Here is a 20,931-nt window from a genome sequence, read left to right as displayed (position 1 = left end):
TAACAGCCGGATCATCAGGCAAAAAAAATCCCTCACGGCCTGCGCACATGAGGGATTGCGATAAATATATGAAGGAAGATTAAACCTTGGTTCCCCACAAGTCATATTCATCCGAGTGTTCGATCAATACATCGACCACATCACCCGGTTTTACATTTTCTTCACCGTTGAGATAAACGCAGCCATCGATTTCAGGAGCATCCGCGAAACAGCGGCCGATTGCGCCTTCTTCATCTACTTCATCGATAAGCACCTGCAAGGTCTGCCCTACTTTCAACTTCAAGCGCTCAGTAGAGATGCGTTGCTGCAGCTGCATAAAGCGGTCGTAGCGCTCCTGCTTAATGTCATCCGGTACATGATCGGGTAGATCATTTGCTTTGGCGCCCTCTACCGGCGAGTACTGGAAACAGCCGACACGATCCAATTGCGCTTCTTCGAGGAAGTTCAGCAGTTCCTGGAAGTCTTCTTCAGTCTCACCAGGGAAACCGACAATAAAGGTCGAGCGAATAGTCAGATTTGGCACCTGCTCGCGCCAACTTTTGATTCGCTCCAAGGTTTTTTCAACCTGACCAGGGCGACGCATTTTGCGCAGCAAAGTCGGGCTAGCGTGCTGGAATGGGATATCCAAATATGGCAGCACCTTACCGGCAGCCATCAGCGGCATGATGTTATCTACATGCAAGTATGGGTATACATAGTGCAAACGCACCCATACACCCAATTCACCAAGCGCTGCGGCTAATTGATACATATCGGTCTTGAGCGGGCGGCCATCCCAAAAATCGGTGCGATGCTTGATATCAACACCGTAAGCCGAAGTATCTTGTGAAATCACCAGCAGCTCTTTTACACCGGCTTTCACCAAACGCTCGGCTTCGCCCATCACCTGCCCAATGGGGCGGCTAACCAACTTGCCGCGCATATCGGGGATGATGCAGAAACTACAGGAGTGATTACAGCCTTCGGATATTTTCAAGTACGCATAATGGCGCGGAGTCAGCTTAACGCCTTGTGGTGGTACCAAATCGGTGAACGGATTGTGTACCGGGCTGGGCGGCAAATGCTCATGCACCTGCGACAGCACTTCTTCATACGCATGAGCTCCAGTCACACCCAACACATTGGGGTGGATTTGGATAATTTCGTCTTTTTTAGCGCCAAGACAGCCAGTAACCAAAACCTTGCCGTTCTCAGCCAGAGCTTCTCCAATGGCGCCTAAAGATTCTTGAACAGCGCTATCGATAAAACCGCAGGTGTTAACAATCACCATATCGGCATCATCGTAAGTGGGCACAATGTTGTAGCCTTCCATTCGCAACTGGGTAAGGATTCGCTCTGAATCCACCAGATTTTTAGGGCATCCGAGCGACACAAAACCTATGGTATTACCTTTACTAGCAACGCCAAGCGATTGATTAGCAAGGGTTTTGGCTGGTGTATCCAGCGTGGTGGTCTGTGATGGGTCGAAGGTATTAACAGTCATAAAATCTCTGCGGGGGATGTGCCGGGAAAAAGTCGGCGGATTGTACCTGATGCGCGTAAAACTTCCATCCAAATTTGGATAAAAAACAACCAAATCAATAATCTATTCACGTGGAATTGTCATCTATAGCATCCCTGCTGTAGCGACTTTTGGACTTTTACACCTTATAGCTGGATAGCTGTTTTTGTATTTCCTCTGCCAAACGACTCACAAGCTCTGCCGACTGCAAAGTTTCCTGAACTCTTTGATGATTTTGCTCACTATTGCTATTGATACGCATAATGTTGCTGCTTATATCTTCGGCGACAGTGCTTTGTTCTCTAACAGATACCGAGATTTCGTAGTTGAGACTACTTAGATCAGAAACTGCCGATAGCACTTGTTGAATCGATTTACCTGAGTCATCCGCAGCAGTCACATTTTTATGAACCTGCCCTTCGGCCAGACGCATACGCTCAGAAGCTTGCAGTGAATTGCCTTGAAAACGCTTCACCATTTTATCCACCTCTTCGGTAGATGCCTGAGTGCGGCTTGCCAATGAACGAACCTCATCAGCAACTACAGCAAATCCGCGCCCTTGTTCGCCCGCACGTGCGGCCTCAATGGCAGCATTTAATGCGAGCAAATTAGTTTGCTCCGCAATTGAACGAATAACATTTAATACCGCGCCAATTTCATTGGACGCACCAGCCAAAGCTTCAATACCTTGCGCTGCCTGTTCGATATTCGAAGCCAATACTTGCGTAGAATTAATTGTCTCCCGCAGGTTGTTATAACCCTGATCGGATTCACTTTTGGCTTGATCTGCCATATGCGCAACACTGTCGGCATGATTCGCCACCTGCTGTGCGGAGGTGCTCATTTCATATATCGCACTGGCGATGCTATTGATGTCCTGATTTTGGGCAACTGCCGATTCACTCGACTGTGTTGCAATATGTTTCAAGTCCTTTGCTGAAGTAAATAATTGTCGAGTTGATTGAGAAACCGAATTAATTGTGCTCTGCAAACGATTCATCAATCCATCAAAGCCATTGGCCAAATCAGCCAACTCATCTTTACCACGTGAGTTAAAACGCAGTGTTAAATCACCCTCACCATTCACGATGTCATTCAATCGCTCTGTTGTTTTGTGCAAAGGTTTGGCAACCACAATTTGTATCAATTGATAGACAATAAACATCACAACCAAACCACCCAGCAAAATAATGACCGCTGCTTTTAACAAAGCCGATGTAACTATCCCGTCAATTTCCTCATTGGAATAAGCCGTAATGATTTCATACTGCCAAGGTCCGAATACTTTTTTATCAAGAGTCCAGCCCGATGCATCTTCCGTTAAAATGGCAGTCACTTCCTCGGAGGTTACACCATCAGAATGAACACGAATCACGCCCGTATTGTCTCTAATCGCGACGAAGCCTTTTTCCAAAACCCGACTTTTTTGCACAGCAGAAAATAATACCTGTAGATCTGCTTTATAGCCTACATACCAAATTCCAATGGTATTTGAATTTGCATCTTTGATAGGTTCATAACCCGTCAAATAAGGGTTTCCTAAAATATCGACCAATCCATAAAATGGTTTCCCTTGTTGAATTGATTTTATCGCTGCCCCCTGCGGAGCGAGCACGGTGCCAATCGCCCTGCCCGTTGGCGTCATTACATTGGTTGAAATGCGCACATAATCTTCGCCGTCACGGGAAAATATTGTTGCAGTTCCATCCATTACGGATGTTAACTTGTCGACTAACTGAAATTGATTCGCTATTGCGGTCTCACCTAAGAATAAATCGGGCACTTCTCGTTCATTAACACGAACTCTTTCGCCTTGAGTCGGCTCACCTAACGCACTTCCATAATCTCGCAAGAGAGTCATGCTGTTTTTTACCCGCTCAGCCATAATTACATCAATCACACCCAATAGCCGCAGCGACTCCTGACTGATCAATTCGCTTTCTTCAGCCGCTTGCGCGCGAACATTACGACTCTCAATAAGATAAAACATCAATATCGTCAGCAATAAACCGCTAAAAACAATTGCGCCCAATGCCAACATAAATTTTTTAGTAATTGACATGTATATGCCCTCTTTAAGCTCTTTTAACAATCATTTAGCGATGCTAAATCCATTACGGGAAAATCAAAGTTTTTGATTGAGCTGCTCTGCAATACTAAATAGTGCGTTTCTAACATTTTCTCTAGGCGTGCCTATATTCATTCGCATAAAACCGCTACCGCCATCGCCAAATACCGCCCCAGGGTTTAGCCCAAGCTTACATTGCTTGATAAAAAACTCTTTTAATGCAATATCACTCATGCCAAGACCACGACAATCCAACCACAACAAATAGGTCGCTTCAGGTTTTACCATTTTTATTTTTGGTATATTTTTCTCAATAAAATCTGCTACAAAATCCCGTGTTTTTTCCAGATAACTCATCAACGCGTCTAACCATTTATCTCCACCGCGATATGCGGCCTCAAAGGCCACGATACTGAAAGGATTGTAATTTCCCACATGTAATCGCTCGAATGTTTGCTTCATCGCTCTGCGCTGCACAGCATCTGGAATTACTAGTGCCGACAACCCTAAGCCGGGAATATTAAATGTTTTATTGGGAGCGATTGTGGTGATGATTTTGTCACCAGGCTGCGCAAGGCGGCCGAGTATGTTATGAGTTACCCCCGAGTAAACCAGATCACAATGGATATCATCGGACAGGATGGTTAAGTCATATCGGCGGGCAATTTCCAAAACCTGCTCCAATTCTTCTTTCGACCAAACTCTTCCTACAGGATTGTGGGGCGTACACAAGAGTAACAAGCGCGCATTTTGTTTCGCGCAGGACTCCAAATGTTCGAAATCAATTTCATAACGACCATTAATCTCTCGCAGAGGATTATTAATCAGCTTTCGATGATTCGTTTCTACTGCTGAAAAAAAAGGGAAATAAACTGGCGACTGCACAATCACACCTTCGCCCTCTTGTGTGAATGCTTGTACCGCCGCAAAGAGCGAAGGCACAATGCCGGGCGCCATTAAAATCCATTCCGGTTCGATTACCCAATTATGGCGACGTACAAACCAATCGATAATGGATTGATAAAGACTTTCGGGATAAATTGTATAGCCAAAGACAGGGTGATCTAGCCGCGTCTGTAGCGCTTGTGTTACACATTCAGGAACTGCAAAGTCCATATCAGCAACCCAAAGTGGGCTGACATCACTGGTGCCAAAGTATTGCTGGCGACCATCAAATTTGACTGATTGCGTAGCCTCGCGATTAATATATTTATCAAAATCGAACGTCATCATTTCTCTCTATATCTAATTTTTCTGCGTACTCAACATTAAAAAAGCCGCACTAATGCGGCTTCCAAACAGGTAAAAATACTACTTCACCTATTACCAGTACTTAATTAACTCAAACTCATCCGCTGAGTAAAGCTTAGTCTAAGTCTGCAAAGGTTAAAGCTTTAGATAGAAAGTACAGCTGAATGCTCCATTCAAACACCTCCCATTCATATGTAAATGGAATAACAATAAGGTATTACTACTTAATTCGTTCCCAAACTGTTACTTCTGAAAGGGTATGCTGGAATTTTCGTTTGGTTTCGCGAATCACAAATGGCACCTCTTTGGGTGAACTCAACAGCCGAAAGTGCGCTTTTAGGTGCTCCTGAAGTCCATCCAGAGTAGTGAAGCTTTCGCCATCTTTTTTGAAACCGCCGACCCAATCTTCACGTGGTGTATGTTCGGCCAGCCATGTATAGGGCGATGCCAACATCAGCAGCCCTCCTATATTCAATCGCTCATGAATAACGCTAAGAAATTTCGCAGGATTGTAGAGGCGATCAATTAGATTAGCTGCGAGGATAAAATCATAACCACTAAAAACCGATTTCAAATTACAGGCGTCACCTTGGGAGAACTCGACTTTGTGCTTGAACTCCGCCAACCCCAAATCAGTTAATGAGCGGGATTTATAGGACACCAACTCACCTTCATCTGCCAAGGTATAACGCAGAGTTTCACCCGCTGCTAACTGAACGCCCAAGTTAATAAAGCGCGCTGAAAAATCGATTCCTGTTACCTGATCAAAATATTTCGCTAATTCAAATGTTGCGCGGCCAGTTGCACAGCCCAAATCCAACGCTTTGCGTTTGGGCTTATCAACCATGTGTGCAAAAGCAAGATTAACTAATGCTTTGGAAAAATTCGGCACGCCGAAATATTCATCACCGTAGTGGAATTCAGCATATTCCGATACCAGTTTATCCGTTTCATAATGAGAGCTAGGCACAGGTTTTATATCTCCGGAAATAACATAACGGAATCCCGCATGTTGAAAAAAATGGCGACGAAATGCATATCGAGAAGAACGCAAACTTTCATTGCCGCAGGAAATCCATGATCCGCCTTTAATCAGGTTGTGGCGCTCATCAAATGTCGGTGTTGTAAAGTCATCATAGATATCGTGAACCTCAAAACCTTCAAAAGGATAAATGGGTGTTTCCGTCCACTGCCAAACGTTTCCCACCACATCAAAAAACTCTCCTTGCGCAAAATAATTAACCGGGCAAGAAGATGCGCCGTGATCCAAGTGGATATTTGCTGCTGCAGCACTTTCATCTACTTCATGCTGATTGGCTTCATCATACAAACGATACCACTCGTCTTCAGTAGGCAAGCGTACCGCTAAACAAGTTTCCGATTTTTTCCAATTACAAAACGCTTTTGCTTCATGGTAGTTCACCTCAGCTGGCCAATCCCACGGCATAGGAACTTCCTCTGTCATCAAGCGCAGATACCAGCCTTTGGTTTTTTTAACCCAAAATGTTGGGTGCTGCGCTTTGGTAAAAGCCAGCCAGCCTTTACCCTCTTCTTCCCAATTGTGCAGATTACGATAACCTCCCGCCTCTACAAACTGTAGAAATTCATGATTGCTCACAAGATATTTCGCTGCCTCAAAAGCCGGAACATCGGATTCATGAACACCGTATTCATTATCCCAGCCATAAAAAGAATCAGTTTTATCTTTCGCTAATTGCACTTTTCCTTCAGCTACTTTTATCAAGCTATTTTGTGGTGCCGCACCTGTAATAGTATTGGGCCTCCAAGCGGACGAGCTTTTAACGTAATCCAGTTTATGCTGACGAATTAAAACCGATGATGTCTCCAAATGAATTCGCTCATGTTCGATTCCCATGATGATCGCCCACCAAGGGTTATTCCAATCAATCGGCATTTTTAACGGCGCGTTATCAATGATATCCAATACCAGAGTGCGCACCTGATCGCGATAAGCTTTCACTTCGGCAGGTGTAGGCCATTTGTAGTTGGCATCATTAAGATCATCCCAACTCATTTCATCTACACCTACAGCAAACATGGATTCAAAGCGATGATTCAATCGCTCGTTTATCAGCCGTGCAAGTAAAAGCTTGTTAACAAAAAAAGTGGCTGTATGTCCGTAATAAAAAATCAACGGATGGCGCAAACTAATTGGCTTGATGTAAAACGCTTCATCACTAGCGAGGCACTCAAAAAGTGATTCGTAAGTATCAAAGGTATCAATGAAGTAATTACGCAATGTTTTGCGCATGCTCGCAGTATTCTGGTTGCGTAAATCTGGCGTGCGAGAAAAAAGAGGTGACCGCGTCAATAAAGAAGAATGTTGCTGCACTTCATCTAATACACCGATTGCGTCGGATTTATGCAGCATGGAAGATCCCGAATGCATCATTAGCTCCTTATAGCGATGAATTAATCTGACAGTACAGCTTATGTTGCCTCACTGTCAGTTAGTGTCAGCACAGAAAATAGAAATTACACCCGGCCGACATAATCTTTGGCGAATTGCCAAGCCACACGACCAGAACGAGCACCGCGGGTTCTGTGCCATAACAAAGCAGCAGCTTCCACCTGATCATCCCATTTTCCGCCCAGATGAGTGACCCAATAATTCGCCGCAGCAAGATAATCATCCTGGCTAAACGGATAAAAACTCAGCCATAATCCGAAACGTTCAGACAAAGAAACCTTCTCTTCTATTGCATCGTTCGGACGAACTTCACCATCCTCATAACTTACATCGAGATTATCCCGCATCTTCTGCGGCAATAAATGGCGACGATTACTGGTGGAATAGAACAACATATTAGCCGTCGGCGCAGAAATCGAACCATCCAGTACCGACTTCAATGCTTTGTAAGTGATTTCACCTTCTTCAAAGGAAAGATCATCACAAAAGATGATGAATTTTTCGGGGCGCTCGCCAATCAAATCGACAATATCAGCCAGATGTAACAAATCGGTTTTATCGACCTCAATGATTTTCAAACCATCCTGTGCAAATGCAGTCCACACTGCCTTCACTAAAGTCGATTTACCCGTACCCCGCGCACCGGTTAACAACACATTGTTCGCATTTTTTCCCTGAACAAATTGCTGCGTATTACGCAGGATTGACGCCTTTTGCGATTCGATATTTTTCAGCGCATCAAGTTCAACATAATGCGGGTGCTTAACCGCCTGTAAATATCCCACACCGTTGGCTTTTACACGCCAACGAAAGGCCTGCGCAGTCCAATCAGGTACAGGCAATGCAGGAGGCAAAATAGCTTCAACACGATTAACCAGTTGTTCAAGTCGATCAATAAATTGCTCAAAATCAGACACGTATAAGTTCCTGCGGTTATTAAAAGGAAGTAAGCATATGGCTGCAAACAACTAATAATTGATACTGGCCAAGAAAACAGACTGGGCTATATTGTAAGAAGTTTTATTTTCATACAAGTTAAGGCCAACTATGTTTACCAAGCAAGAATTTGAGATTATCAGCCAAACATTGGCACAAAAGCGCAGCTGGATCACCAAGCAAATCGATAGCGCTAATACAAGCACTAAACCAGAGTTAGAACAAAGCCTACAGAGCATCGATACAGTTTTACAAAAAATTACTCTACAGCTGAATGCAGTGAAAGGCGATAAAAATACCGTTAATCATTACATCTCTGAAAAAACCATATCACCTATCCGCCAAGCTGCCTTTGGCCGACGCCAAAAGCTATCCCCGGCACAAATACGGGTTTTATTAGTGGATGATGATCAATTAATGTGCGAGCTAATGACCGCGTATTTGCAAGCTATAGGTATAACCCAAATCGATCAGGCAAATGACGGGCAGCGCGGAATTACCATGATGTACGAGGCGCACCCGATTTACGACTTGGTGCTGTGTGATTGGAATATGCCCAGTAAATCAGGCTTGGATGTACATAGCGCAATGCGCGCTGCTGAACGCTATTTAGGTACTGTGTTTATACTAGTCACAGCGGTCAGCGAAGCCAAACAAATTCGCTCAGCAATTGAAGATGGTGTGAATGATTACGTTGTGAAGCCCATTGAGCAGGACAAATTAGTCAAAAAAATCGCGCGTTTTTTCCCACAAGTCAAAATGGAAGAGTGATCAAATCACCCTTCCACTTCCGCCATAAAATCCAACGTCGCCTGCTGGCGAATTGCGCGCCTATGATTCGCCATTAATTTTTTAATTTTTTCCTGATCGCAAACCTGCCTGTCCAACATCACCCGAGTCTTCAATTCACCAACAGGTTCTGCTGTAGGGCATTTGCTAAATACAAATTGGTTTGAGATCAAATCCATAAAGGGGCCAGATTTGCTACTCGGCATAATGAAATTAAGCTGCAACCCCAAACTTTCGGTCAAATAATTAATAACTTCACGCGAACGATGTTCATCCATTTTGGAGAAGGCTTCATCAACCAACACCATGCGCAAGTGGCTATTACCTTCATTAAAACGGAAAGCGGATGTAATAGCAGCGCTACGAATTATGTACGCCGGTGTCTCTAGCTGACCACCTGACCCTGTTCCATATTGACTAAGGGCTATAGGCGCTTTGCCTTCTGGCTCTTTAAAAATTTCGTAGCAACGATAATTTCGATAATCCGCGATACGCGTTAACTCACGTAAGGCTTTTTGTTCATCCTCATCCAGCAGCATATTCATCAAGCGCTCACGCACACGTTGATGCTTTTCATCCAACTTCATATTGAACAGCGTCTCGCCCTCTTCCAAGCTTGGACTATCGATCACCGCTTTGAAGAATTGCCAGTACTCCTTAAATTCTGGCACCCACTCCCAATCAAAACGGAAGCGTTCGCGATCAGCACCAAAACGATGATGCTCTAGCTCTTTATTCAGATCTTCCAGAATTTTTTTGCCATCGTTGATGGCCTGATAAATAGAGTGACAAAGGTTAGAAACAAAGGCGTTATTAAAACTTTCGCGCAGGGATTCAATTTCTTGGTGTCGCTGAGCAAGAATATGGTTTTTATCGCGATTATAAAGCGCATCAAACTGACGGCGCATATCGCAGATTGCGCGGAAATTATTGCTACCAAGGTCATCGTTGTAATCGAGATCAACCAATATTGAATCGCTGGTTGCACAAAATTGGTTGTGCACCATTGCAGCCTGTTGAAGGCGATGTAAAACCGTTTTTAGTTCGGCATTTACACTGAGTAATTGCGCCTCAAAATAAGCTGTACCTTGCTGAACTACAGATTCATCTGCTGCCTGCAGGCGAATATCGGCATCAAACTCCGGCCAATAAGCAGTAATAGCCTGTACATTACTCTCGCAAATATCAGCTTGAGCAAGTGTTTTGTCTTGTTCTGCGTCCAACTTATGGCACAAATTATCCGCCAGCTTTAATTCAGCACGGCAATCAATTTGAGCGTTATTCAGGCGAGCATATTCCTGATTTTGTTCTTGCAAACGCTGATGCAGATTTTCCAATTCGGCCTCAAGCGCTTTGGTATCGCTTAAATCCAACTGTTGTAACTTGGAATCAATCGCCACCATTTTATTCTGTGCGACCAACATGGATTGCAACGTATCGGCGTACTGCAAAGGTTTTAATTTATCCAAGGCGAGCAACAAATCCTGAGCTTCTTCTGCAAACTTCGTTGCTGCTTGCCATTCACTCACTTGTGTATGAAATTCATTGCGTTTAGCTTCCAAGGCACGCTCGCGTGCCCCTTGCCCAAACACTAATTCAGAATCGGCCATATCACAGCGGAACATTGCGTAATTACCAGAACCCATAGCGTCTTTGGTAATACCGCGACGAGTATTTTTTAATTCCTTTGCGTTTTCCACACGCTGTACATTGCCGTAACTTGCTTTGATATAAGCCTCTGCGGTCGCATGTGAAAATTTCATCACATGAACGATAGAGTTGGATGCAACATCAGCGGATTTTTCAGCATCTTTACGTGCTTTTTCGCCCTGAATAATACGCGCGCGATTTCCCTGACCAGACATGTTGCGAACAATGGCAATTGATTCTGCCTCATAATCCGGATCAACGATAATGCCGAAGCGAGCCGCGCCTATATAACCTTCGATTGCAGCTTGCCATTCGCGATCAGTGACATCGACGTAATCACACAACACCCGCGCATCTGCCTTAGGGCACTGGGCTGCAATAGCATCGAGCGCTGCACGCACAAAGCCGGGATAACTAACTTGATGTGATTCGAGTGTTTGTATTTCACGACGTTTAACTTCTGTCTGCTTTTGTAAGCGCTCTGTTTGTGCTTTTCGTTTATCGCACTCTTGAACAAGTTGATCGCGCACATTAATGCGTGAGCCGTTATTAGTTGTCTCAAATAAGCTGGCAACAAAAGCATTGTGATTTTTCTGTAAAGCCACAACCTTTTTTAACTGCGGCTCTAACGGGCTAATATCAATCAAATCGTGGTTTAGCAGTTGATGGATATCCAAGGCTTCTGTTTCCGCACACACGCTTTTAACAAGTGCAGTCAAACCAGCATCTTTTAATACCGGAAGTTCAATGGAGATTGATGTTTGACGAAGCGCTAACGAAAACTGCTGTGCTGCATCAAGATTAATCTGCAGCTGTTGATGTTGTTTGCGCAGCTCTGGGATCTGCTGTTGGATCAGTTTTTCCTGAGCGAGCTTTTCTTGCTCAAGCTGGTCTTTATCGCGCAACGCAGGAACACCTAGTCGGCGCGCAGTTGCATCAAGAATTAATTGATTAATTTCCTCTCGCTTAGCTTCACAGGCAACCAATGTTTGCTGATGGCCAGCGGAAGTTTCGCGCAATAACTGCTGCTTATGTTTTGCTTCAAGGTAGAGTGCCTGTGAATCAGTGTAGCGACGCTTCGCCAGCGAATATTGTAGAACCTGCTGCTCAAGCCAACCTGCGATAAAATTATCCGACCATTGGCGACCCTGCGCCATGCGCTCAACACCTTGTCGCAGAGTGCGCGCATCTGCCTCCATCGTATGAATTCGCTTCAGCATAGTTGAGACAGTTCGTATCGCCTCACCCAGATCGCGGTACTCTAAAATTTCATTCGCAACAAACTCGTCAATACCCTTGATTGGCTTGTAGGCCATAAAGCGTGAAAATGCGCGTGCAGCATTCATGGCTTCGCGCTCTGAAATCGCATCCTTTTTACCACGCAAAATGCCATACAACCGGCACAGATAAGATTTTTTCTTATCGTATTTTTCTACTTGTGCCTGCCCATATTGACGACGTAAGCCTGCGTAAAGCTTATCTAACGGCACCACATACTTATGCGTTTTCTCTTCTTTGAGCAAATCACTTAAGCTCAAAGCAACATCACTCAAAATATAAAATTGAGTATCATCGAGGCGTGCAACCTTTTGCAGCGACGCGCCTTGCCCTGTGGTTTCCAAAAACGCACGCATACCAATCAAAGCGGTAAATGGCTCACTATTTTCACCCTGAGTTGGATAAAACACCGCCGCCAAATAGCCGTCGCAACCTTGCGGCCGAGCATAGGCGCCATCATCGCAACCTAATACATAAGAGGCCAGAGTGCGCACGAGCTTGCCGCCGCGACCGCGCTGACTGGATTCATCTTGACCCGGATTAAAATGAAATAAATTATCATGCGCTGCAGTCATTACAGTTTGGATCGCATCTGCAGCAGTCGTTTTTCCTGAACCGTTTCCACCCGAGAACAAATTGATCGGACCGAAATCAAATTCCGTATTGGGAACATTTCCCCAATTTACATAGATAAATTTTTTCAAATACATAGCTATTCTTCAGCCGTAAACAACGAGCGGTTCAAATGTGGAGATACTTTGCGTGATGATACTGATTCGGAATCCTCTTGCGATTCTTCAGATTCATCATCGATTAGCAGCAAATTGTCTGCGAGATGAGTACGGATTTGTTCCAACCACTCATTGCTCACCAAATTAATAATAAGTGGGCGTATCTTGATCCAGCTCTCGCCTGAATCAATATCAGCCTCAGCAAAAAAATTAATCAATCGCAATTGACGCAAACGTTTGAAAACCTGACGACGCTCACCTATATTTTCCGGCAAACTACGGCGCAACAAACTTTTCATCGCAAGCGTAATTGCCTCTAAAGACAACGTGGCGCAACCTTGCTCATCAATACCACCTTCACGTAAGGCTTTGTCATATTCCGCACGCAACACCAAAACCAGTGCAACCTCATGCTGATTCAAACGGCTGCGTAACCCGGCATTAAATGCTTCATCAGTTTCATCATCCATACCAGGAAGACGCGCGCCCGGCGGCAAGATGCGAACAAAGCGGAAATGGCTATCATGCTGAAAGCGAATCCCCATCAAGCTGAAATAATCATTCACTAACTCGTGTACTCGCACGAAGCGATCATATAACTCTGCTTCAACCTGACTGTCATCACGACACAATACACCGTAATCCAAAAGGCGCTGAACCAATTCACGCCAGTTATCCAGACTCAGGTTTTGTTTTTCCAGCTGCTCTTGCAGCAGAGTACTTAATGGATTATTCATGTGTTACACCATCGTCGATCAGGCGAATGACAAACTCGTCGCGCTGAACAAAATAATTATCTTTAGTGACAAGAGGCTTAGCATGCAGCCAAGCAGCATCTTGAGTAACTTCAAAACGATAGCGTGATGAAAGATTAGCAGCAGCGCCAACCTCAACTGCATGAGACAAATTCAGCAGCTCTTGCATGGATTTGGCCTCTAACTGACTACTACGAACTTCGCCCGTTTTTACCAATGCATCATGCACGTATTCACGCAAACTACTGGATTGCAATATGAAAGCCTTATCTAAGGCTTGTTGAATAAATAATATTTTTTGAGCATCTACATCCAATGCTCTATCTTCATCCAACATTGAACGTACAATTTGAACTCTACGCGGGGCACGCAATTGAATCTGGGCTGGATCAACAAAACCCATATTGATACTTGCAATAAATTCGCCTTGCTCCAGCAATAACTGATCTTGCTGCTCGCCACTCAACTTGCCCAGTGCATGATAGATATCCATAAGATCATCCTGCCCGCGACTATTTATATAACTGAGTTGGCGAATGATAATATCGGCGCGCTGGGTAAATGTATTCAATGCACGACGCAACGCTGGGAGCATAATATCGCACGCATTTTTCAAGCGAGAATCAATTGTTTGCAACAAGGTTTCCAGCAGCGAAATGCCCTGCACCACTTTTTGTGGTAATGCTTTGCGCAAGCGAATCTCCATTACCGCACGCCAATCTTTAGCGGCAGTTTCTGGATCACCTAAACCATATTTACGCTTGCGGCGAATTTTTGTGATGATATCGGAGATCTGATCGCGGTATTTTTCTACGCTGTCTGCAGATAAGCGCACTTCCAAATCTGGCTTAAACACAGTTTCCATGAAATCGAAAAATTCATCGCTCGCCTGTTGAATTAATTGGCGCGATTCAACCTCTCGCACCAATTGACGCTTGCGCTCTTCCAGCTCCGCAATTACGTCGGTAAAGTCGCTGATGATACGTTCAGAATATTCATAGGCATCAAGCAGATCATTAATCTCTCCTTGATCATAAAACGCCTGCAAACTATTGCGCGTATTACGGGTATTGCGATTGCGAGTGCGAAATTGATTAGCATCGTTGTCGGCAAACGGCTGGGTAAATAAACGCCCCATTCGGCTAAAGCCGTAACTACTTTGCAAACTGGTTTCATCAACTTGCTTTTCCAGCCAACCATTTTCGATCAAACGATTGATAATAAAACTAGCTAGATCGCGCTGACTTTTGAAGCGCCCTTCATTTGCGTCATCAACACTACCTTCTTCTAAATCTGTATCAGAATCCAGAATAGGAGCGCGAGCAATTGCCTCTTTAAAAATATCAACAAGCTGCTCACGATTTATGGCGTGACCATAGTCGCGCAAGTCGGTATACAAACGCTGGTATAAAAGACGCAAACACTCAGCCACCAACTCGCGGTATTTCCCGGTTAATGGATTAAAAAAGTGCTGGCGGGAATCGCTAAAAAACATCGAGGGCTACTTCACAGGAAAATCAATCAAACCGGTTATTGATAACGGCTATGCGATTAAATGCAGTTTTGCGCAAAAATGACCTTTTCTTCTTCAGTCCATTCATTTGCTTTTTTAACCATCATTACCTCGCACCAGTCATTACTACCCACCTCAGGTACGCGGCCGTTTAATGCAGCAACATGATCGATAGAAGACTGCGGGATATTGTCGCCCATACTGGGGGCTTCAGATGGTGCCTGTGTTTCCTGTAACTTCTGGTCAGCCATAGTGGCAATTACTGCCATAGTATTAACCAAAGCTTGAGCCTCTTTATATTCCGCCGTTGTCTCTTCAACTTTGAATGAGGCCGAACCTTCGATATTTTTGCTGTATTGAATCATGATTAAACCAGCCAGAATTACAAGAATACTTACCAGCAATAGCGCAGCCAGTAATTTTTGTTCGCGAAAAAATTGGATCATTAAGTTTACTTCCACATACTAAGCAAGCCATTCCGCCATCTTTTCGGCGTAATAGGTAATAATTAAATCTGCACCGGCTCGTTTAAATGCCGTCATAGTTTCCAACACAATCGCCTTTTCATCGATCACACCTGCCGCAGCGCCTGCTTTAATCATCGCGTACTCACCACTCACATGATAAACAGCTAACGGGCGCGCTGAGTTTGCACGTATCTGGGCAAGCACATCTAAATATGCTATTCCCGGTTTCACCATCAAAATATCTGCACCTTCTGCTTCATCCTGCATGGACTCTGCCAAGGCCTCACGAGGATTTGCCGGATCCATTTGATAAGTGTTGCGCGAACCTTTGAAACTACTATCCACTGCGTCTCTGAAGGGGCCATAAAAGGCTGACGCAAATTTTGTCGAATAAGACATCACTGGAATATGAGAAAAACCTTCAACATCCAGCGCTTCACGAATGGCGCTGATCATGCCATCCATCATGCCCGATGGGGCGATCATATCTACACCTGCTTGTGCTGCAAGCACCACTTGCTTCTGCAAATTAATAAGTGTTTTATCGTTATCCACATCATCATGCGAAATTACTCCGCAATGGCCATGATCAGTGTACTCGCAGAAACAATTGTCACTAATCACCAGCATTTCTGGTTGCGCTTGTTTTGCAATTCGGATCATGCGTGCTAACAAACCATGCTCGCACCAAGTATCAGAACCATCGCTATCTTTATGTGTAGATACACCAAATAAAATTATCGCTCTTACACCTTTGCTCCAAGCACGTGTTACGACATCTGCAAGTTGACTTTCCGGGTAGCGATAAACATCCGGCATTGATTTAATTTCAACCGGCGCAGAAATTCCTTCCTCGATAAAAATCGGAAGAATAAAATCATTCATAGAGATGTGAATTTCACGCACTAAAGCACGCAAGGCTCCAGTTCTGCGCAAGCGGCGAAAACGAAAATCTGGTGCTGTTAATGGAATTTGCATAGTAATTGTCTGCTTAAAAATGTAGAAACTCTCTGCTCATAAATGTAGGAGCTGCCTGCTCATATTTGGATTAAATATTCAACGAGCCTTCATGCCTCCACTCACAGCGCACACGCATATTGCCTGAACCTGGCTTGTGATAACTCCCATTTGCTTCCCATGTAAATGTATGAGTACCAGACAGTTCCGTTTCCAGGTGCACAGTGGCAGAAACCCAATACATCCGGCTCAATAAAGATTCAAATTGTGCAATCCACTGATCCCATTCGTATTCAACGGCTTTATAGGAAGCACCGAAATGCATTACTTCTGTTTGATAATTAAAAAATGGCGATTCTGCATTGGGAATCGAAAACATTTCCTGACTTAAAAACGGCCACTCATCCGCGTGTGGTAATGACAACATGGCTTCACGGTTGACACGAATACGTTCAGACTCCAACAAAGACGGAGCTATGTCTTTTATGCAACCATAAACAATTGATTCTTGATCCATAACCGCTCCGCTATTTGCCTAATCTCATCTGTTTAACCACAGACAATAATTTTAAAAATTAAAATGGCCACCACCAACTGCCTTTAAAGCGCTCCTCACATCGCTGTAGTTGCGCTTGATATTGCAGCGCACGACTATCAACACGGCGCGCAGTATTTAGCAGCCAATTTTTTTTGTTATAAGTGCCGCGATTGTACCCACCATGTCCTTCGTGATATGCCAGATACAAGTTATATCCGTCATCCAAACCTATACGACTGCGCTTTTGACTCTGTTTGTTATACCAACCAATAAAATCAATCGCATCGCCGAAATTATCGCGCCGCGACCAGCCGTTACCACTTTGATCCTGATACTCATTCCAGACAGCATCTTTTGCTTGCGGATAGCCATAGGCATCGCTAGGTCTTGGGCCGGGAAAGATCCACAAAATTTTGGTGCGCGCAGGGCGAGCATTGTGCTTGAATTGCGATTCCTGATACATGATCGACATCATAACCGGAACAGATGAACCCCAGCGTTTCTCCGCTTTTTTGGAGTCTTTGTACCATGAGGGTTTATCATCAAAAATGTCGCAAATATTATTAGGATTGGCAGGCGGCACACTGGAACATCCGGCCATCACCAGCAACACAGCTAATGCACACAACTTAAAAATAGAATCAATCATTTAAATCTGTCGCCCATGCTCGCGAAGCAAATCAATCAACTCTGCTTCATTCAATATGGTTAAGCCCAACCCTTCTGCTTTCGCAAGCTTTGACCCCGCCCCCGGCCCTGCAACAACATAATGAGTTTTTGCAGAAACACTGCCCGCAACCTTCGCGCCCAAGGCCAACAAATGTGCTTTGGCATCATCACGCGACAAGGATTCCAAGGTGCCGGTTAACACATAAGTTAAACCATCAAGTGGCAATTCTTCGGGGCTTACAACATCGATATTATCCCAATGGATTCCTGCATCACGCAGTTTTTGCACTGCAATTTGATTGGAATCTTGCGAAAAAAACTCTTCAACAAAATGAGCAACCACAGGACCCACATCGGGAACTTTTTGCAATGTATCTAAATCCGCTTGCGCAAGCGCCTCAAAACTACCGAAGTAATTGGCAAAATTTCGCGCTGTTGCTTCACCCACTTCGCGAATTCCCAATGCAAATATAAATTTAGCCAAAGTTGTTTTTTTGGTATTTTCGAGTGCCTGCAAAATATTTTCCGCAGACTTTTCACCCATGCGGTCAAGCCCCGCCAACTGCTCTTTGGTAAGGGAATAAATATCTGCGAGCGTGTTTACCAGCCCCAAATCAACCAGTTGCTCAACCAATTTATCGCCAAGCCCTTCAACATTCATCGCTTTGCGTGCAGCAAAATGTTTAATGGCCTCTTTACGCTGTGCTGCACAAACCAAACCGCCTGAACAGCGCGCAACAGCTTCATCTGCAACAGTTTCAACGGGCGAACCGCACACAGGGCACGTATCAGGGAAAATAATGTCCCGTGCATCTTGCATACGCTTGGATTCAATCACTTGCACGATCTGCGGAATCACATCACCCGCGCGACGAACGATGACTGTATCGCCAATTTTGATTCCCAATCGATTAATTTCATCTCGATTATGCAAAGTTGCATTGGAGACAGTGACACCGCCAACAAATACCGGCTTCAGGCGCGCAACAGGAGTAACTGCGCCGGTTCTACCAACCTGAAATTCGACATCCAGCAAAGTAGTAGATTCTTCTTGAGCGGGAAATTTATAGGCAATTGCCCAGCGTGGTGCGCGTGAAATAAAACCCAGCTCATCTTGCAGTTGGCGTGAATTGACTTTAAATACTATGCCATCGATGTCGTATGCTAACGAATCGCGTTTCTCGCCTATCGCCAGATAAAATTTGATAGCTTCCTGAATATTTTTTGCTTTTTTAGTTTCGCGATTCGTTAAGAATCCCCAAGATTTTAATGCAAGTAATACATCACTATGAGTCTCTGGCAACACGCCACCTTCAACAAGCCCAACACTGTAGGCACACATCTCAAGCGGGCGACTCGCAGTGATGCGAGAATCCAACTGCCGCAAGGAACCTGCAGCAGCATTACGCGGATTAACAAATAATTTTTCATCTGCTGCACGTGCTTTTTCATTAAGTGCATTGAAGCCAGCCTTGGGCATGTAAATTTCACCACGCACCTCAAGCACAGCAGGATAATTATCACCCTGTAAGCGCAATGGAATGGAATTTATTGTGCGTACATTCTGGGTAATATCTTCGCCATTAGTGCCATCACCACGAGTAGCTCCACGCACAAGCAAACCATCGCGATAAAGAAGGCTAACGGCTATGCCATCCAGCTTTAATTCACAAGCGTATTCAATGTCGCCCGAGGTCTTGAGGCGATCCAAAATTCGCTGATTGAATGAGGTTAATTCTTCATCACTAAACGCATTATCAAGTGACAGCATTGGCATTTCATGTACAACGGTTTGAAACGCGGGCAATGGTGCTACACCAACACGCTGAGTGGGCGAATCAGAAGTAATTAAATCGGGATACTGCTGCTCCAACTGACGCAATCGTTGCATCAATCGATCATATTCAGCATCCGTAATTTGTGGCTCATCAAGCGCATAATAGTGATAGTTGTGATGCTGAATATCCTTGCGTAAGGATGCAATTTCTTGCTCAACTTCAGAGGGAACATTATCAAATAAAGAGAGGTTAGACATGAATGAAAATACCTGATGATTCGGCTTGGGCGATGCGCGATTCATGCCTTAGCTTGCAGATTGCTCACACCTCCTTGTGCGACAAAAAATAGATTTGCAGTGATTAACGCGGCAGACGACGGAATAAACGCATGCGTTCAAAATCGCGAATACGCTGGCGACAATGTTCAAGAGTTTGACGAGTCATCACACTGCGCTGCTCATCCTTTAATTCACCATTCAGTGTTTCTGCAATAACGCGTGCAGTATCCGCCATCAAATCAAACGATTGCATTGAATCGGCATTGATAGGCAAGGTCATAAACAAACTAATACCCGGGGTTTCAAAATCGTCCATTGCATCTAAGTCGAAGGTGCCAGGCTTAACCATATTGGCCATGCTAAACAGCAATGCGCCCTCGCCTTTGGTATCACTGTGGCGATGAAAAATATCCATGCTACCGTAACGCATACCGCACTTCAGAATGATGTCGAGCAATTCACCGCCATTAAACATTTCACCCTTATGAGCCATGACATTGATAATTAAAACTTCTTCCGGCTCTGCTGGCTGTTTTTCAGCAAGGTTTTTTGGGGCGGCAGATGAAGCATGATGATCTTCATCATCAAATTCATCTGCATATTCATCTTTTTCGTATTCATCTTCATAACCATCTTCATGGTCATACTCATCGCTTTCGTATTCTTCATCGACTTCAGATTCTTGAGCCTGATATTCATCATCAGCGTAGTCGCTATGATTTTCGGCAAGAACATCAAGCTCTTCATCTTCCTCAACTTCACGAGTGTATGAGCGATCATCGCGCTCATATTCTCTCTCATCGTATTGATCGTCTAATGACTCATCATAATCGCTATCGAGATCTTCAGTTCTGGAGGCAGTAAAACTCGGCTCAATACGTTCACTGATCGATTGCGCGCGAGATTTTGAGTCATCAACAGATTCCATCAGCATAGGAACTGCCTGCCCTAAATTCAGACTTGCCTGCTGTGGCTCGCGTTGAGAACGGGATGTAACAACAGACTCATCCAATTCATGGCGACGCTGTTTTTCCAAATAAGATTTGGCTTGGGATTTTTTCTCGATACTCGGGACACGTAAAGATGGATCGCGCTGCCCCACAACACGTGCGCCACCATTGGGTAACTCGCTGGTATAGCTCGGCGGATCTTCTGGCAAGTCTTCTTCGTATTCTTCCGCAGTTTGTTTCAATGTTTTTTTCAATGAACGTGACACTTTAATGTTGCCATTGCGCTCATTACGTTTGCGTCTGATCCCATCAGCCAGCACCAATAGAATCAGCAAGAAACCTATAATGATGAACCAATCTTTCCAATCACTCATAAGTTAATCCGTAATAA

Annotated in this window: 15 protein-coding genes; 1 reads left to right on the top strand and 14 read right to left on the bottom strand. The window is 44.4% G+C overall.

Features of this window, described 5'->3' with window-relative positions; genetic code table 11:
• Positions 1 to 79: 79 nt before the first annotated feature.
• From rimO to SPL68_RS08145, 5 genes are all read right to left on the bottom strand, one after another.
• Positions 80 to 1,483: a 30S ribosomal protein S12 methylthiotransferase RimO gene (gene rimO / locus SPL68_RS08165; protein WP_323814598.1), complete on the bottom strand. Its 1,404-nt coding sequence runs from the start codon at positions 1,481 to 1,483 to the stop codon at positions 80 to 82.
• A gap of 157 nt (positions 1,484 to 1,640) precedes the next feature.
• Positions 1,641 to 3,563 (bottom strand): methyl-accepting chemotaxis protein, encoded by a 1,923-nt coding sequence (locus SPL68_RS08160; protein WP_323814597.1) that lies wholly within the window; start codon positions 3,561 to 3,563, stop codon positions 1,641 to 1,643.
• 63 nt (positions 3,564 to 3,626) lie between these two features.
• Positions 3,627 to 4,799: a MalY/PatB family protein gene (locus SPL68_RS08155; RefSeq protein WP_323814960.1), complete on the bottom strand. Its 1,173-nt coding sequence runs from the start codon at positions 4,797 to 4,799 to the stop codon at positions 3,627 to 3,629.
• A 241-nt stretch (positions 4,800 to 5,040) separates the two neighbouring features.
• Positions 5,041 to 7,212 (bottom strand): 5-histidylcysteine sulfoxide synthase, encoded by a 2,172-nt coding sequence (ovoA, locus tag SPL68_RS08150; RefSeq protein WP_323814596.1) that lies wholly within the window; start codon positions 7,210 to 7,212, stop codon positions 5,041 to 5,043.
• Between the two features lie 104 nt (positions 7,213 to 7,316).
• Positions 7,317 to 8,168, bottom strand: a complete 852-nt coding sequence (locus SPL68_RS08145) for an ATP-binding protein (RefSeq protein WP_323814595.1) — start codon at positions 8,166 to 8,168, stop codon at positions 7,317 to 7,319.
• Between the two features lie 130 nt (positions 8,169 to 8,298).
• Between SPL68_RS08145 and SPL68_RS08140 the strand changes: the two genes are divergently transcribed.
• Positions 8,299 to 8,958: a response regulator gene (locus tag SPL68_RS08140; RefSeq protein ID WP_323814594.1), complete on the top strand. Its 660-nt coding sequence runs from the start codon at positions 8,299 to 8,301 to the stop codon at positions 8,956 to 8,958.
• A 5-nt stretch (positions 8,959 to 8,963) separates the two neighbouring features.
• On the opposite strand, the gene SPL68_RS08135 is transcribed toward SPL68_RS08140, so the two are convergent.
• The 9 genes from SPL68_RS08135 to zipA all read right to left on the bottom strand — a co-directional run bounded on the left by SPL68_RS08135 (position 8,964) and on the right by zipA (position 20,914).
• Positions 8,964 to 12,614, bottom strand: a complete 3,651-nt coding sequence (locus SPL68_RS08135) for an ATP-binding protein (protein WP_323814593.1) — start codon at positions 12,612 to 12,614, stop codon at positions 8,964 to 8,966.
• Between the two features lie 2 nt (positions 12,615 to 12,616).
• Entirely contained in the window at positions 12,617 to 13,372 is a 756-nt protein-coding gene (locus SPL68_RS08130) for a DUF4194 domain-containing protein (RefSeq protein WP_323814592.1), read from the bottom strand.
• The gene (locus tag SPL68_RS08125) at positions 13,365 to 14,885 is read right to left on the bottom strand and encodes a Wadjet anti-phage system protein JetA family protein (protein ID WP_323814591.1); all 1,521 of its coding nucleotides are present in this window, start codon (positions 14,883 to 14,885) and stop codon (positions 13,365 to 13,367) included. Before SPL68_RS08125 ends, SPL68_RS08130 begins: the two co-directional genes overlap by 8 nt.
• A 56-nt stretch (positions 14,886 to 14,941) precedes the next feature.
• Positions 14,942 to 15,349 (bottom strand): DUF3012 domain-containing protein, encoded by a 408-nt coding sequence (locus tag SPL68_RS08120; protein WP_323814590.1) that lies wholly within the window; start codon positions 15,347 to 15,349, stop codon positions 14,942 to 14,944.
• A gap of 18 nt (positions 15,350 to 15,367) precedes the next feature.
• A complete protein-coding gene (gene hemB, locus SPL68_RS08115) occupies positions 15,368 to 16,348 on the bottom strand; it encodes a porphobilinogen synthase (protein ID WP_323814589.1) in 981 nt (326 codons plus the stop codon).
• A 70-nt stretch (positions 16,349 to 16,418) separates the two neighbouring features.
• The gene (locus SPL68_RS08110; RefSeq protein WP_323814588.1) at positions 16,419 to 16,844 is read right to left on the bottom strand and encodes a hypothetical protein; all 426 of its coding nucleotides are present in this window, start codon (positions 16,842 to 16,844) and stop codon (positions 16,419 to 16,421) included.
• Between the two features lie 58 nt (positions 16,845 to 16,902).
• Positions 16,903 to 17,514 carry a transglycosylase SLT domain-containing protein gene (locus tag SPL68_RS08105; RefSeq protein ID WP_323814587.1) on the bottom strand — a complete coding sequence of 204 codons (612 nt, stop codon included), beginning with the start codon at positions 17,512 to 17,514 and terminating at the stop codon, positions 16,903 to 16,905.
• Positions 17,515 to 19,569: an NAD-dependent DNA ligase LigA gene (gene ligA, locus SPL68_RS08100; protein WP_323814586.1), complete on the bottom strand. Its 2,055-nt coding sequence runs from the start codon at positions 19,567 to 19,569 to the stop codon at positions 17,515 to 17,517.
• 103 nt (positions 19,570 to 19,672) lie between these two features.
• On the bottom strand, positions 19,673 to 20,914 hold the full coding sequence (zipA, locus tag SPL68_RS08095; protein ID WP_323814585.1) for a cell division protein ZipA: 1,242 nt from the start codon (positions 20,912 to 20,914) through the stop codon (positions 19,673 to 19,675).
• Positions 20,915 to 20,931: the final 17 nt, after the last annotated feature.

The sequence above is a fragment of the Cellvibrio chitinivorans genome, assembly GCF_035117775.1.
Taxonomy (GTDB): domain Bacteria; phylum Pseudomonadota; class Gammaproteobacteria; order Pseudomonadales; family Cellvibrionaceae; genus Cellvibrio; species Cellvibrio chitinivorans.
The sequence above is the reverse complement of the archived record's forward strand: the minus strand, read 5'-3'. Positions and strand labels throughout refer to the sequence as shown.